Source organism: Ruegeria sp. D7 (genome assembly GCF_056534355.1).
Genome location: NZ_JBQFPG010000004.1, coordinates 372,279 through 386,249, shown reverse-complemented (window position 1 = coordinate 386,249; position 13,971 = coordinate 372,279). Strand labels below are relative to the sequence as shown.

Sequence of the window (13,971 nt, the reverse complement as noted above, 5' to 3'; positions counted from 1 at the left end):
GATAGCCGGTTGGCTTCAGCAAGGACCGCTTTGGAAACCTGCGTCATGCCTTCGGGGTCGGACAGCCAGAGTTCATGCAGCAGCCCGTCCGACCCCGAATTAAGTACTCAGGGCTTTGCCAAGGCGCGGCAGGCGGGCTTTTTTCATTAAGCTGCGCAAGGTCCATTGAGCACCGGATAGCCGGTTGGCTTCAGCAAGGACCGCTTTGGAAACCTGCGTCATGCCTTCGGGGTCGGACAGCCAGAGTTCATGCAGCAGCCCGTCCGGATCGCGCCGCTCAAGCCCTTCGTCGGCCAAAATATTCTTGGGAAAGTCCTTGGCATTGACGGTGACAATGACATCTGCCGAGCTTGTGACCGCCGTTGCGAGAACGTGGATGTCGGCGGCATCCGGCAACCATAGGCGCTGTTCAACACCGAGGTTGGCGGGTTGCTCGGCATTTGGCCAATGGGCCTGAACCAGCGCGATTTCGGCGTGCGCCTGCGCCTCTCCCTCGGGGCCGAGTTTGCGGGCAGCACGGGCCCATTCTTCGAGGATACGTGCAGACCAGACGGGCGTGAAATAACCAAGCCTCGCTGCGCCCAACAGCATCTCTCGCATCACCGTGGGATAGATGACGCAGGTATCAAGAACCGCCTTCACAGACGGTAAAACACGGCTTTGAGGTAGCCGCTTTCTGCCAGCTGCGGCAGTTGTGGATGGTCCGGCCCGGCAAAGCCAGTTCGGATCAGTTGGGCCTGTCGTCCTGCCCGTCCGATCCCACGGGATGAGGCATCGCGGAAACGGCCCAGATCAGCGGCATGAGAACAGGAGCAGAGGCCAAGATACCCGCCCGGTTTGACCAGCGGAGCCGCCAGACGTGCGGTACGCTCATAGGCGCGCAAACCTGCATCCAACGCCTGTTTCGAAGGTGCAAAAGCCGGGGGATCACAGATGACGACGTCGAACAACGCGTCCTCTTCGCCGAGTTTGGTCAGTATATCAAAGGCGTCGCCTTGTCGGGTCTGGAAACGGGCAGAAAATCCTGAGGCTTCAGCGCCCTTCGCCGCCAGTTCGAGCGCCGCTGCCGAGCCGTCAACGGACAATGCCTGTGCTGCTCCGCCCGCTAACATGGCCAGACCAAAGCCTCCGACGTGGCTGAATACATCCAGCACCTGCGCCTCGGGGTGAACCAACTTGGCGGCAAACGCGTGATTGGGGCGTTGGTCATAGAACAGGCCGGTTTTCTGCCCACCAGTCAGGTCAGCCATGTAGGTTGCGCCATTCATTGGCACTGGCAGAGGCTCATAAGGCACAGTTCCACGCAAGGTCAGATTGGTGTCGTCCAACCCCTCGAGCACACGCGTGCGCCCCGAGGCGTTCTTCAGCACTGTGTCGACCCCGGTCACCTTGACCAGCGCGTCGGTCAGTGATTCAAGATGTGCCTCAGCCCAGGCTGCGTTGGGTTGGATCACGCAGGCGTCGCCGAACCGGTCGATGATCACCCCGGGAAACCCATCCGCCTCGGCATGGATCAGGCGGTAGTACGGCGCATCGAACAGTCGCTCGCGCATCTCAAGCGCGCGGCGCAGACGGGTTTCAAACCAGTCCGCATCCAACTGCGCGCCGATATCGCGATCAAGTACCCGGCACATGATCTTCGAGACCGGATTCACCGCGACCAGAGCGATTGGCGCGCGCTTCTCGTCTTCCAGCACAGCCAAGGACCCCGGCCCGATTTTGCGGGTCCGGCGGTCGGTGACGATGTCATTGGCATAGACCCAGGGAAACCCGTGGCGCAGGCCACGCGCATTGGCCTTGGGTTTCAAACGGATACGGGGGCGATCAGCTGTGGTTGTCATGGCGCCCTCATAATCGTGAATGCGCGTGGGTGAAAGCCCCGTTAACGGTTGCGCTTGCGCCAGCCGCCACGACGCTTGGGGGCTTGGGCCGCCTGCAAACCCTCGGTCAGGACCTGCGTCATCGGATGATCAGCAGCCTGTTCCGAATAGACTGCGTGCAGGTTGGTCAGGGCCTGATTTTGGTCAAGCTCTCCGGGCAGGCTCAGCGCCCAATCCAGAAAGATGCTGCGACACTCGGGCAAGGTGATGCCTTCAATGCGATACGCCTCGCGGATCAGGCCTTTGTGGTCATTCGGATCATCACTGCGTGCCATCTTCAACCCCTCCGACAACTGCGCCAATCAACGAGGCCGCAGTGCTGTAATTGTCTTGCAACGCGGATTGCAGCTGTTCGACCTGATCGAACCCGGTCGCCCGACACAGAAAGGCCGTACCGCCTTCACCGATCTTGTCGGCCTCGATCACCTTTCCCGACAGCAGACGCGCCGCACATTGCACCGACCAGCATAAATCGTAACAACCCTTCAGGGTTTGCGCCTGCGCGACATCCAGCAGCCCGACAGCGACCGCCCCGTCCAGACCCCAGTGTACATCGCGCTGGGGCAATCCGGCCAGCAATGCGCCCGTCTCTGCCATCAGCTCGATATCCATCATGCGGCCCGGCCCATTCTTTGCGTCCCAAACGCCCGCTGGTGCTTTGGCTGCGGCCAGTCTTTCGCGCATCGCGGCCACTTCTTTCAGCACCTTCTGGTGGTCGCGCGTTTGCGACAGGAATTCAGCGCGGAAGTTTTCGATATCCTCGGCTAAACCGGCTTCACCTGCGACCACATGGGCGCGAGTCAAAGCAAGGTGTTCCCACACCCAGGCCTCATTCTGCTGATAGTTAGTGAAGCTGGCCCAGCTTGTAGCCACCGGCCCCTGATTGCCCGACGGGCGCAGACGCATGTCGACCTCATAAAGCCGTCCCTGCGACATTGGCGCGCTGAGCGCCGTGATCAGAGCCTGGGTGAAACGAGCGTAGTATGTCCGCGTTGCCAGCGGGCGAGGGCCATCGGACATGTCCTGATCCTGAGGATCGTAGATGACAATCATGTCCAGATCGGATTGCGAGTTGATGCGCCCTGCCCCAAGTGACCCCATGCCCAAAACCGCGGCGCCGCGCCCGGGCGCCGGTCCATGCTTTTTGGAGAACTGGTCGACAACGCAGGGCAGAACCGCCGCAATCACGGCCTGCGCCAGTTCGGCATATTGCTGCCCGGCCTGCGCCCCATCGATCAGTCCGCGCAGATGATGCACACCGATGCGAAAGTGCCACTCCTTGCACCAGCGACGAGCGAAATCGAGCTGTGTTTCATAGTCGCTTTCCTCTGCCAAGGCCTGCGTCAAGTCCGACTGCAAGGTCGCCTGCCCGGGCCAATCGCTGAAGAAACTGCCACCAATCACCGCATCAAAAACCGAGGCGTTGCGCGACAGATGGGTGGCGAGCGCATGTGACGTTCCAACGATATCGACCAGCAGATCGATCAGATGCGGGTTCGCCTCGAACAGGGAAAACAGCTGCACTCCGGCGGGTAATCCCGCCAGAAAACCATCCAGTGCCAATAGCGCTTCGTCGGGTTTCGCAGTTTTTGCCAATCGCGCCAGAAGTTCCGGCCTGAGCCGCTCGAATATCCGTGCACCACGCTGCGATCGAAGCGCCGGATAAGTCGGCCAGCGGGCCAGCACACCCTTGTCAAACTCAACCTCCTGAAGCGGCACGGGTGCCGCGCCTGGTCCAGGGGCGAAGAACCCTTCGGTCAGTTCGTGCACTTCGGTCAGGCGGCGGGTCAGTTCGGCGGTCAATTCGGCGCTGCTGATCCCCATCAGGCACGCGACCCGTTCGAAACCGTCCTCTGAATTTGGCACCTTATGGGTCTGTGCGTCGTGCACCATCTGGATGCGATGCTCGACCTCGCGGTGGGCGCGGTAGTGGTCAGTCAGTTTCTCTGCGACGTCTTCGGGCACCCAGCCCTTCGACGCCAACGCCGCCAGACCGGGAACGGTACCCCGGACGCGAAGGTCGGGATCACGTCCGCCCGCGATCAATTGACGGGTCTGAGTAAAAAACTCGATCTCTCGAATACCGCCCTGCCCCAGCTTCATATCGTGGCCGGGAATCGAGAGACTTCCGCCCGTTCCCTTGTTCTCGCGAATGCGCAAGCGCATGTCATGGGCGTCTTGAATGGCGGCAAAATCCAGATGCCGCCGCCAGACGAACGGGCGCAATGCATCAAGGAATCTCTGACCTGCCGCGATGTCCCCGGCGCAGGGGCGTGCCTTGATATAGGCCGCGCGTTCCCACGTGCGCCCAAGGCTTTCATAGTAGCGCTCAGCCGCTTCCATCGCCAGACACACGGGTGTGACTGCCGGGTCCGGGCGCAGTCGCAGATCGGTGCGGAATACATACCCATCCGCCGTCTTGTCGCTGAGCGTGGCACAGAAATTCCGCGTGGCGCGCACCATTCCCTGACGGGCTTCATAGAAATCATCGGGATCGAAACGGGTTTCGTCGAACAGCACGATCAGATCGATATCCGAGCTATAATTCAGCTCATATGCGCCCATTTTGCCCATCGCCAGAATGACCATACCAGCTGCGGTTTCGACATCATTCTCGGTCATACCCGGCAGCTTGCCGCGCCGGATCAGCGCAGCAATTTCGGCCTTCGCTGCCACATCTACGGCCAAAGCGCCAAAGTCAGTCAGCGCAGCAGTTACCTTTTCCAACGGCCACGCACCCGCCAGATCGGCCAGCGCCGTCAGCAAGGCCATGCGCCTCTTCGCTTGCCGCAAACCGGGTTTCAACTGATCCGACGGCAGCGCGCGCGCCGCGTCCATCACTTCCGACAATGCCTGCTCCGGTTGCTGCAACGCGTGTGGCAACCAGTTCCTTTCTTGGTCAATCAACCCTTTCAGGTAGGGGCTAGAGCCCGCAGTTCCCGCGATCAACTCCCCCTGCTCGGCAGTCAAATCGGGCAGCGCCGCGCGTGTTTCGTCACCCAGATCGGTATGAAAAGCGCGCGGCAAGCGGTTGATAACAAGAGGCTGGCTCATGACCGTTCCAGTGGTGTGTCCTGGCTGAAACTGTTGATCCAGACATCGTGACGCCGCTCCCATAGGGATGAGATCAGCATCGCCTCCCATTCCTGTGCTTCGGGGCGTAGATAATCTGCCCTGTATGAGAGCAAAACCACATCCGCCGATAAGACGCGCAACCTGGTATCGCTGAGTTCATATTGCGCCATCGTAGGCGCATCGGCGAACTGGCCAACATGATCGTCGCGGTTGGCAAAACCCGTTGGATACACGCCCAGAAAATCGGGGCTCAGAAGTGCCCGGTCGGCCTGTGCATTGCCTTCAACCAGCGCAGTCCATACCTGTTTTTCCAGCGAGAGGATCTGATCGAGTGACGGTGGGCTGGTGTTTTCAATATCTTCCATTTGCCTATGACTTGTGACGGCCGAAAATCAGATGCGGCCAGCGCACATGATCGGACAGAGTTGGCTTAGCCCTGTCCGATTGAACAGCAGAAAGGGCCTAATGTCCAAATCGTTATAGCCACTGATCCACTGGCGGCAAATCGAAAGTGAACGGATTTTCAATCCCCTGCCCGGCCAAATCCCACTCGTCATAGTGCTCGTCTTCACGAAGCTGCAAAAACACCGCCTCAAGCTGATCGTTCAAACTCACCAACTCGTCCCAGGCGTCACCCATATGAGCCTGAAACATCGCCAGTTGTTGGAACAGGCCATCTGGCAGAGGGCCAAATTCCACACTCCCCAGATTGCGAGCTGGGAAATACATATCCTCTTCAAACTCAAAAAAGCGCGACATTCCGTGGTTAAAGTCAATTTGGCCATCGAACGAGACCGCAGCAAATACTTCATAAAGACCGGTCTCATTCATTTCGAGCTCGAACGACACCTCAAAACTCAGCGCAAAATCAGAAATACCGTTTTGATGAAGCTTGCCTGCGATCTCGACGACCTCGTAATAGCCGAATGACGCCAGAACCAGATCGCCATTTGCATCGACCCCATGCACATCGAACATCTCCCCCTGTTCGCTGGCTATAGACAGATGCTGAAACTGTGCTGCTTGACCAATGTGAACGCCCTCAAATCCAAAGGCGGACCGGGCCTCGTAAGAAACAGGTATGGCCGTTCCATGCATGCTCATGGTTTCAAGCGCGACTTGCTGTGTATGGTACAGCTCCGAAATGAGCGTGGCGCTTCCGCGTGTCGCGATCTCGTGGTTCACCATCAAAAGACTGAACTCAACCTCGTGAGACCCAGCGCCCTGATACGCGCTGACCGTGCTGTCGATCATCCCGTCCCAAAACCCGCGCGGTTCGAAATCCGGCAGATCTTCTTTCCCTTCGAGATCATGGGGATCGAGGTTCAAAAAAGGCAAATCGACTTGATCAATCGATCTAGATACGCCGCCTTGCGAAGCTAGGCCTGGTTCGGTCGACAAGATGAAACTCTCCTCTGGCCCGAACGGCCAATGAGTTGTGTTCACAACATTCATTTCCGCGACCTCCCATGATTGCTCCTCGGAAAACTATGTATGCAGCCATTGCGCAAACCCTATGGAAGGGTTTGATTATTAAGCGTTCTTAATGAAACGTTTAACCGATGGGCTGCGTCGCTTGGCCTGAATTACTGAGACGCAAATCCGCCTTACCCCGCTGATTGATCCGCCCGGTTAGACGCTGGTTTCCGAAAAATGTAAATCTTTTTCACATACCCCCTTGCAACCACCTATCCCCCCTCCCATCTTGGTAATGTGAAAAGCATTTACATCCTAGCTGGAGAGAGCACATGACCGCATTGTCCGACCACGCCGTTCCCCAAAATCCGGGATGGCTGCACCGAAGCGAAGCCTGGCTTGATAGCAAGGGAAAAGGCGCCTGGATCGCCGCAATGGTCCTTGGCTTTATCTTCTTCTGGCCCATCGGCCTGGCCTTTCTTGCCTATATGATCTGGAGCAAACGCATGTTCAGCAAATCCTGCAGCCGCCGTTCGTCGTGGAACAGCCACATGAGCGCCATGAAACCTTCGGGCAACAGCGCGTTTGACGCCTACAAGGCCGACACACTGGCGCGTTTGGAGCGTGAACAGAAAGACTTTGAGGCGTTCCTGCACCGCCTGCGTGAAGCCAAGGACAAGGCCGAGTTCGACGAGTTCATGGATGAACGCGCCCGCGATAATCGTGATGACGAAAACGGCGAACAATCTGCCTAATCGTGGCTTGCCCTGTCCCCCCCATCGGGACAGGGTGTTTCTGCACAATACCCGGATTACAGTCTATGCCTCATCTGCCTGACCCTGACAGCCAACCCGAATTCTACCAATCCGTAGCGACCAAGCGCTTTTTTGCCTGGCTGTTCGACATCGCCTTTATCTCATTGCTCTGTACAGTTGCGATTCTGCTGACCTTTGGCATGGGCTTCTTCATATTGGCGCTGATCTACGCAGTCATCAGCTTTGTCTATCGCGTCGTTACCATCGCCAACGGCTCGGCCACACTGGGGATGCGCTTCATGGGGATAGAGTTGCGTGACGCCTTTGGCGCCCGAATGGATACGGGGAAAGCCATTGCACATACAGCAGGGTATTTCGTCAGCATGGCGATCCCGGTACTACAGATCATTTCGGTCATCATGATGATGACCAGCGCCCGCTGTCAGGGCCTGACCGATGCCTTCCTCGGCACCGTGATGATCAACCAGCGCGCCTAAAAACACCTGAGTGAAACACTTGGCTGCGCCAAAAACCGTTGCTATCATCGGTTCCGAGGAAATGCGGGACCTTCATGCGACACACGCTGCCAATTGCGCCACAATTCTATGTGACGGCACCCCAGCCCTGCCCTTACCTTGAGGGCAGGATGGAGCGCAAACTGTTCACCGCCCTACAGGGGGAAGGTGCGGATCAATTGAACAATTGCCTTTCGCAACAAGGATTTCGCCGCTCGCAGAACGTTCTGTATCGCCCGTCCTGCACCGACTGCGCCGCCTGTCTGTCTGCCCGTATCGATGTGTCAGCCTTTCAGCCAAGCAAAAGCCAAAAACGGGCCCACAAACGCAATTCCTACTTGATCCGACGTGCAACATCGCCCTGGGCAACGGATGAACAGTTCGACCTGTTCCGTCGGTATCTGGACGCGCGCCATGCGGATGGCGGCATGGCCGATATGGATGTCTTCGAATTCGCCGCGATGATCGAGGAAACCCCGATCCGCAGCCGAGTCGTAGAATATGCCGATCCCGAAACCGGCGAGCTGATCGCCGTCAGTTTGACCGATGTACTGGATGACGGGCTGAGCATGGTTTACTCATTCTACGATCCAGAGTTCCAGCAAAGCTCGCTGGGCACTTACATGATTCTCGACCATATCGAGATCGCGCGCGAGGCTGGGTTGCCCTATATTTATCTGGGCTATTGGGTGCCCGGCAGCCCCAAGATGGGGTACAAGGCCAAATTCGCGGGCTTGCAGGTCTATATGCAGGGTGAATGGCAGCGAATTAAAAATCCCGAGCAGTGTGACCATACGGCCCACCACCCCCTTTCGTCGGCCCCGATTGCCGAGCAGGTGGCCAACATCCAGCTGCCTGACCGCCACCCCACCAAAGGTTAATCTATCATGCGTCAGAGCCTTCATGCGGTGACGCTGGTCGTCCCGGATTATGACGCAGCGATCGCGTTCTACACCAAAGTGCTGTGCTTTACTCTGACGCAGGATATTGATCTGGGCGATGGTAAACGCTGGGTGCGGATCACGCCTCCGGGCTCGGATGGTGCTTCGTTGTTGCTGGCCAAGGCGGTGGGCGCGGAACAGATCGCATCGGTCGGCAATCAAACCGGTGGGCGCGTTGGCTTTTTCCTCGAAACAGATGATTTCTACCGCGATCACGCAGCGATGCTGGAAGCAGGCGTAGGGTTTGAAGAGCGCCCGCGCCATGAACCCTATGGAATTGTCGCCGTCTGGCGGGATCCTTTCGGAAATCGTTGGGATTTGATCGAATTTTCAGCACCTGTATCGACAAAATAAATACATTTTTTTCATCGCTTTAAACTACCTTCCGCCATGCTGCGCCCAATTGTTAAGCAATCTTAATCGACCTTCCCCCGCCCGTGTGATTGAAAGTTGACGCAAGGTCACCAAATTAGCCGCACTTCTAAACGTCCAGCCCAAACCTGAAACCCGTAGCTCAATCAGACGCTGACCGGGCTGGCTTTATCGTCGCTACGGCAGGCCTCCCACCCTGTCGCAGAGGTTCTGAAGGAGGGGGAAAATGACATATGCCGCACGCCGACTGGTTTCGGCCACGCTGACGACCCAGATTCTGGTCGCGCTCGCCTTGGGCTCGATCTTTGGTCTGGTCTTGAACTATCTCGATATCGCTGCGCTCAACGCAACACTTGTGCAGGGTGTGCTGTCCATGTTTGGGCAAATGTTCCTTAATGCACTTCAGATGCTTGTTGTGCCGCTGGTTGTGTTCTCACTGCTGTGCGGCGTTGTCGGCATTGGCGATGTCAAATTGCTGGGCCGTGTCGGAGGGCTGACCTTCGTTACCTATCTGGCCACCACCGCCTTGGCCGTGACAACTGCCTTGATCTTTGCGGGCCTCATTGGGCCGGGTACCGGATTCACGAGCCTGCATCTGGCCGGTGATAGCGTAAGCGTCGCCAACCCGCAGACCACTTGGGAAATACTGGCGAACATCATCCCAAAGAACCCGATCAACGCTCTGGCCAATGGTGAGATGCTGCAGATCATCTTCTACGTGATGGTCGTTGGTATTGCAGTGCTAATGATGGGCGGCCGCGCCAAGGCCTTTGTGGAAGGCTGCGAGTTCATGAATGAACTGGCGATGAAGATCGTCAATATCGTCATGGCCTTCGCCCCCATCGGCGTCTTCAGCCTGATTGCCAAAACCTTTGCGATGGAGGGCTTTGGCCTATTCGGACCGGTGATCGGCTATCTGACCACGATCAGCCTGACGCTGGTATTCCATCTGTGTGTCACGTTGATGGCGCTGCTGTATTTTACGACCGGGCTGAGCCCTCGGGTATTCCTGCGCAAGATGCGCTCGGCGCAGGTGTTTGCGTTCTCGACCTCAAGCTCGAACGCGACAATTCCGGCCAGCTTACAATGCGTTACGCAGCGCGTCGGTGTTGATCGTTCGGTCGCATCTTTCGGTATCCCACTGGGGGCGACGATCAACATGGACGGCACCGCAATTATGCATGGTGTGGCAACGGTATTCCTGGCCAACGCCTATGGCATTGATCTGGGGCTGAGCGGATACCTGACCGTGATCTCGATCTCGGTTCTGGCTTCGATCGGCACCGCAGGTGTGCCGGGCGTGGGGATAGTGATGCTTGCGATGGTTCTGAACCAGTTGGGTATGCCGCTGGAAGGCATCGGCATCATTCTTGCCGTGGACCGGATCCTCGACATGATGCGGACGGTTGTGAATGTCACCGGCGATGCTGTTGTCACCACTATCGTCGGGCAAAAGGTTGGCAAGCTGGACAAGGCTACCTTCGACAATCCCAATGCCGGACTTGTCGAGGCCACAGACCTAGCAATCGATCATGCCACTGAAGCGGAGTTTGAAAGGCTGACACACCCACAGCCGAATTCCTGAAAAACAAACGGAGGCCCTAATGGGCCTCCGTATTCGTCAGTCTAAGCGACAGATCAGTTCGGGATCAGGTCAGGAACGATGGTTACAATCGACGGGAAGAACCACAGGATTGCGATGCCCACAACCTGAATGATCACGAACGGTATGATGCCGCGATAGATGTGGCCAGTGGTGACCTCTTTCGGCGCAACACCCCTGAGATAGAACAGCGCAAATCCGAACGGAGGCGTCAGGAACGAGGTCTGCAGGTTCACCGCCACCATGATGGTCACCCATTTCGGATCAAACGATCCGCCATAGATCACGGGGCCCACGATCGGGATCACAATGTAGATGATCTCAAGGAAATCCAGCACAAAGCCAAGAATGAACAGCACCAGCATCACGATCAGGAAGACCGTGAATTCATTATCAAAGCTGCGCAGGAACTGCTGTATATAGTGCTCTCCACCAAAGGAAATCACCACCAGGTTCAGCAGTTGCGATCCGATCAGGATGGTGAAGACCATTGACGTCACCTTCGCTGTCTCACGCACCACCGGTGTCAGAACCCCACTTGAGAACAGCACCCAGCAACCGTAGATCAAGCCGAACAGCGCATAGAGGTAGGCCGAATAGGCGATGATGAACGCGATCCAGCTTTCAACCGAAACATTGCCCTGATTGATGCGCAGATCAAAGTTCACTCCCATCACCAGTGCGATGATCACTGCGAAGGTTGACCAGATGATCACTTTGCCCGACCGGTTCTGATCCTGAAGTTTCCGATAGGCGGCTAGCATGATCGCTCCACCCGCCCCCAGTGCCGCAGCCGGCGTAGGGTTGGTGACACCGCCAAGAATCGAACCCAACACCGCGATGATCAGCACCAGCGGTGGGAAGACCACACGGATCAGATCATTGGTCGCGCAACGGGCGGCAGCTTCTTTGCACCCATGCATTGCGAGCGCAAAAGGTATGGCGAGTATCAGGAACGTAGCCCCGGACGAAGTCGTTGGCGCTATCAGCAACACGTCGACCAACAGCATCAGCAACAGGCCAATCGCTCCGACGATCAGAGGCTGCGGCGCTTGCGACGGTGCGATTCCGCGACCCAGCACCAGTGTCAGACCCAGCAGTACCACAATCACGGCGACACCGTTGCCAATTGGCGCTGCAGCGGCGATCTTGGCCTCTTGCGCAGCAGCCAGTTCCTCTTCGCTCAGACGCTGCGCTTCGGACGAACCACCTGCTTCGTCAATCGCTTCCTGCTCGGCCACGGCCTGATCCCAGGCTGATTGCCCATGCAGTTCGATCATCGAAGCCTTACACTCTTCGGACACGTTCGTGCGCAGCGAGGCGCCCTGCCCGATATCCGTAAATGCCGAGACCGAGATGTTCTGGCTGCCAATCACTCCCGCGCTTCCCAAAAGCACCGCGCCAACAATCAGAGCAACCGGAGCGCCCAGCAGCCAGGTCAGCCCTTCCGAGCGCGTGATGGTTTCACCCGAGCCTCCCGACAATTCAACTGCCGGGGCCTTTTCCGGGTTCAACAGCGCATAGCCAAAGGCATAAAGCGCGTAGAGCAGCGCCAACATGATCCCAGGCAGCAACGCCGCCTGGAACAATGTACCCACCGAAACAACTGCAGGCTCGCCCAGATAGGTCAGCGCGTCGGTGCACCCGGCCTCAACCGCGCGCGTTTCCTGCGCGGTCGAATAGAGGTCGCCAGCCAGTGTACCTAGCAGAACGATCACGATGGAGGGTGGAATGATCTGCCCCAACGTACCCGAGGCCGCGATCACACCTGTCGCCAATTCCGGCGAATAGTTGTTCCGCAGCATGGTCGGCAGGGCCAACAGTCCCATGGTAACAACGGTCGCGCCGACGATTCCGGTCGAGGCAGCAAGGAACGCGCCCACGACCACAATCGAGACCGCAAGGCCACCGGGCAGCGGGCCAAAGACGCGCGCCATCGTGGTCAGCAGGTCGTTTGCAATTTTTGAACGCTCCAGCGTGATGCCCATCAGAACGAACATCAGCACCGCCAGCAGCGTCTCGATCGACTGCCCGGCCAGAACACGTTCGTTCATGCGGTTCACGATGAAGGAAACATTCCGGTCCAGCGCGGTTTCCCAGCCTTGTACAAAGACCGGCTCGGCGATCCTTGGCAAATCCGGGTATCGGAACACGGATATCACATCAGGTTTGACGCCAGAATTCACCACGTCGCGGTAGGCTTGCGAGCCGGTGTCGATCGCCTGGTGGATCAACAGTCCGGCACTATCCAATGCAGCGATAATCCCGAACGAAATCACCCCGGCCCCACCGATGGCAAAGGCCACGGGGAAACCCGAAAGAATGCCTCCGAAGAGGCAGAAAAATACGATAATGAGGCCTATCTCGACGCCATCAAGTCCGAATAGCATTGTCTGGTTCTCCGTCCCTAATGCGCGCCTTCGTAGGCTTCTTCACCCTCGCCAAGGCTGTCCTTGTCGAGGTATTTTCCTTCACTTTCCGGCCCTTCCACGTATTCCAGATACGAGCGATACAGGAACGCAATCGCGTGCAGGAATACCATGGCGGCAAAGGCCACCAGCAGGATTTTGAACAGGAAGTAGGCGTTGAACCCGTTGGGACTAAACCCGATGGTTTCCACGTTCCAACGCAGCGCTCGGGACTTGGCCACAAGCCTATCCAGCGTGTCACTGGCCGAGGGTTTCGGCACGATCAGGTGCCGCCACATGAAGTACCATCCATACATCCAGGTCAGAACGGCCATGGGCATCATGAACAGAACCGCCCCGCACATATCAACGACGCGTTTGGCCTTGTGACTGATGCCCGCATAAATCAAGTCAACGCGCACATGGCCGCCCTGCACGAATGTGTAGGTGCAGCAAAGGCACACAACCATGGCGTTGTAGAGTTTAAGTTCTTCGGCGAACCAACTGATATCCATTTGAAAAGGGATACCCAGCCCAAAGGACATATCCGGCCGTGTGAACACCCGCTGCATGAATACGATAACGATCTGCTGAATTACCATCAGCAATCCCGCCCACGCAAAGAAGCGTCCAGTGGTATTGGCGAAGCCCTCGAGCCCGCGCACCATTCCCCACATGAAGTTCCGATAGTAAAGACCAATGGCCGTCAGCACCAGAAACAGCGCGAAGATCACGAAGAAGAACTCGACCGACCCGCCATAATAAACAAAGCGCATGATTGCTTCTTTGTTCGACCAGTCCAGCCAGAGCTGCGGATGCGTGATGGCGTATCCGAAATTATAGAAGGCTTCGGCAATGTTCTGAATGAACCAGACCAGTCCATTCCACAGGGCGCCGAAGAACGAGATACCGTTTTCGTCCTGCATGTTGTCCCCAGGTCGCATCGGTTGCACGTTTGGTTATGACGGCATGTCCGGGCCGCTTATGTGCAACAGGAAAGGCTCCC

General features: G+C 57.4%; 13 protein-coding genes. 5 read left to right on the top strand and 8 right to left on the bottom strand.

Annotated elements, in window-relative coordinates:
* Window positions 1-99: 99 nt before the first annotated feature.
* The 6 genes from ACRZ9U_RS08980 to ACRZ9U_RS08955 all read right to left on the bottom strand — a co-directional run bounded on the left by ACRZ9U_RS08980 (window position 100) and on the right by ACRZ9U_RS08955 (window position 6,356).
* Entirely contained in the window at window positions 100-642 is a 543-nt protein-coding gene (locus ACRZ9U_RS08980; RefSeq protein WP_170402974.1) for an RSP_2648 family PIN domain-containing protein, read from the bottom strand.
* Window positions 639-1,841: an RSP_2647 family RNA methyltransferase gene (locus ACRZ9U_RS08975; protein ID WP_170402977.1), complete on the bottom strand. Its 1,203-nt coding sequence runs from the start codon at window positions 1,839-1,841 to the stop codon at window positions 639-641. The genes ACRZ9U_RS08980 and ACRZ9U_RS08975 overlap by 4 nt, the downstream gene beginning before the upstream one ends.
* 41 nt (window positions 1,842-1,882) lie before the next feature.
* Entirely contained in the window at window positions 1,883-2,155 is a 273-nt protein-coding gene (locus ACRZ9U_RS08970; RefSeq protein ID WP_170396636.1) for a hypothetical protein, read from the bottom strand.
* Window positions 2,142-4,934 carry a [protein-PII] uridylyltransferase family protein gene (locus ACRZ9U_RS08965; RefSeq protein WP_170402980.1) on the bottom strand — a complete coding sequence of 931 codons (2,793 nt, stop codon included), beginning with the start codon at window positions 4,932-4,934 and terminating at the stop codon, window positions 2,142-2,144. Before ACRZ9U_RS08965 ends, ACRZ9U_RS08970 begins: the two co-directional genes overlap by 14 nt.
* Window positions 4,931-5,320: a nuclear transport factor 2 family protein gene (locus ACRZ9U_RS08960; protein WP_170396632.1), complete on the bottom strand. Its 390-nt coding sequence runs from the start codon at window positions 5,318-5,320 to the stop codon at window positions 4,931-4,933. Before ACRZ9U_RS08960 ends, ACRZ9U_RS08965 begins: the two co-directional genes overlap by 4 nt.
* A gap of 112 nt (window positions 5,321-5,432) precedes the next feature.
* Entirely contained in the window at window positions 5,433-6,356 is a 924-nt protein-coding gene (locus tag ACRZ9U_RS08955; RefSeq protein WP_170402983.1) for a hypothetical protein, read from the bottom strand.
* Window positions 6,357-6,703: 347 nt separating this feature from the next.
* On the opposite strand from ACRZ9U_RS08955, the gene ACRZ9U_RS08950 reads away from it, so the two are divergent.
* The 5 genes from ACRZ9U_RS08950 to ACRZ9U_RS08930 all read left to right on the top strand — a co-directional run bounded on the left by ACRZ9U_RS08950 (window position 6,704) and on the right by ACRZ9U_RS08930 (window position 10,539).
* Window positions 6,704-7,126 (top strand): DUF2852 domain-containing protein, encoded by a 423-nt coding sequence (locus tag ACRZ9U_RS08950; RefSeq protein WP_170402986.1) that lies wholly within the window; start codon window positions 6,704-6,706, stop codon window positions 7,124-7,126.
* Between the two features lie 65 nt (window positions 7,127-7,191).
* A complete protein-coding gene (locus ACRZ9U_RS08945; protein WP_170402989.1) occupies window positions 7,192-7,623 on the top strand; it encodes an RDD family protein in 432 nt (143 codons plus the stop codon).
* 74 nt (window positions 7,624-7,697) lie between these two features.
* The gene (locus ACRZ9U_RS08940; RefSeq protein WP_170396602.1) at window positions 7,698-8,522 is read left to right on the top strand and encodes an arginyltransferase; all 825 of its coding nucleotides are present in this window, start codon (window positions 7,698-7,700) and stop codon (window positions 8,520-8,522) included.
* A gap of 6 nt (window positions 8,523-8,528) precedes the next feature.
* On the top strand, window positions 8,529-8,936 hold the full coding sequence (locus ACRZ9U_RS08935) for a VOC family protein (protein ID WP_170396600.1): 408 nt from the start codon (window positions 8,529-8,531) through the stop codon (window positions 8,934-8,936).
* 244 nt (window positions 8,937-9,180) lie between these two features.
* Window positions 9,181-10,539, top strand: a complete 1,359-nt coding sequence (locus tag ACRZ9U_RS08930; protein WP_170402992.1) for a dicarboxylate/amino acid:cation symporter — start codon at window positions 9,181-9,183, stop codon at window positions 10,537-10,539.
* A gap of 53 nt (window positions 10,540-10,592) precedes the next feature.
* On the opposite strand, the gene ACRZ9U_RS08925 is transcribed toward ACRZ9U_RS08930, so the two are convergent.
* On the bottom strand, window positions 10,593-12,947 hold the full coding sequence (locus ACRZ9U_RS08925; protein WP_170396596.1) for a TRAP transporter large permease subunit: 2,355 nt from the start codon (window positions 12,945-12,947) through the stop codon (window positions 10,593-10,595).
* Between the two features lie 17 nt (window positions 12,948-12,964).
* The gene (locus ACRZ9U_RS08920; protein ID WP_170396594.1) at window positions 12,965-13,891 is read right to left on the bottom strand and encodes a TRAP transporter small permease subunit; all 927 of its coding nucleotides are present in this window, start codon (window positions 13,889-13,891) and stop codon (window positions 12,965-12,967) included.
* Between the last annotated feature and the right edge of the window lie 80 nt (window positions 13,892-13,971).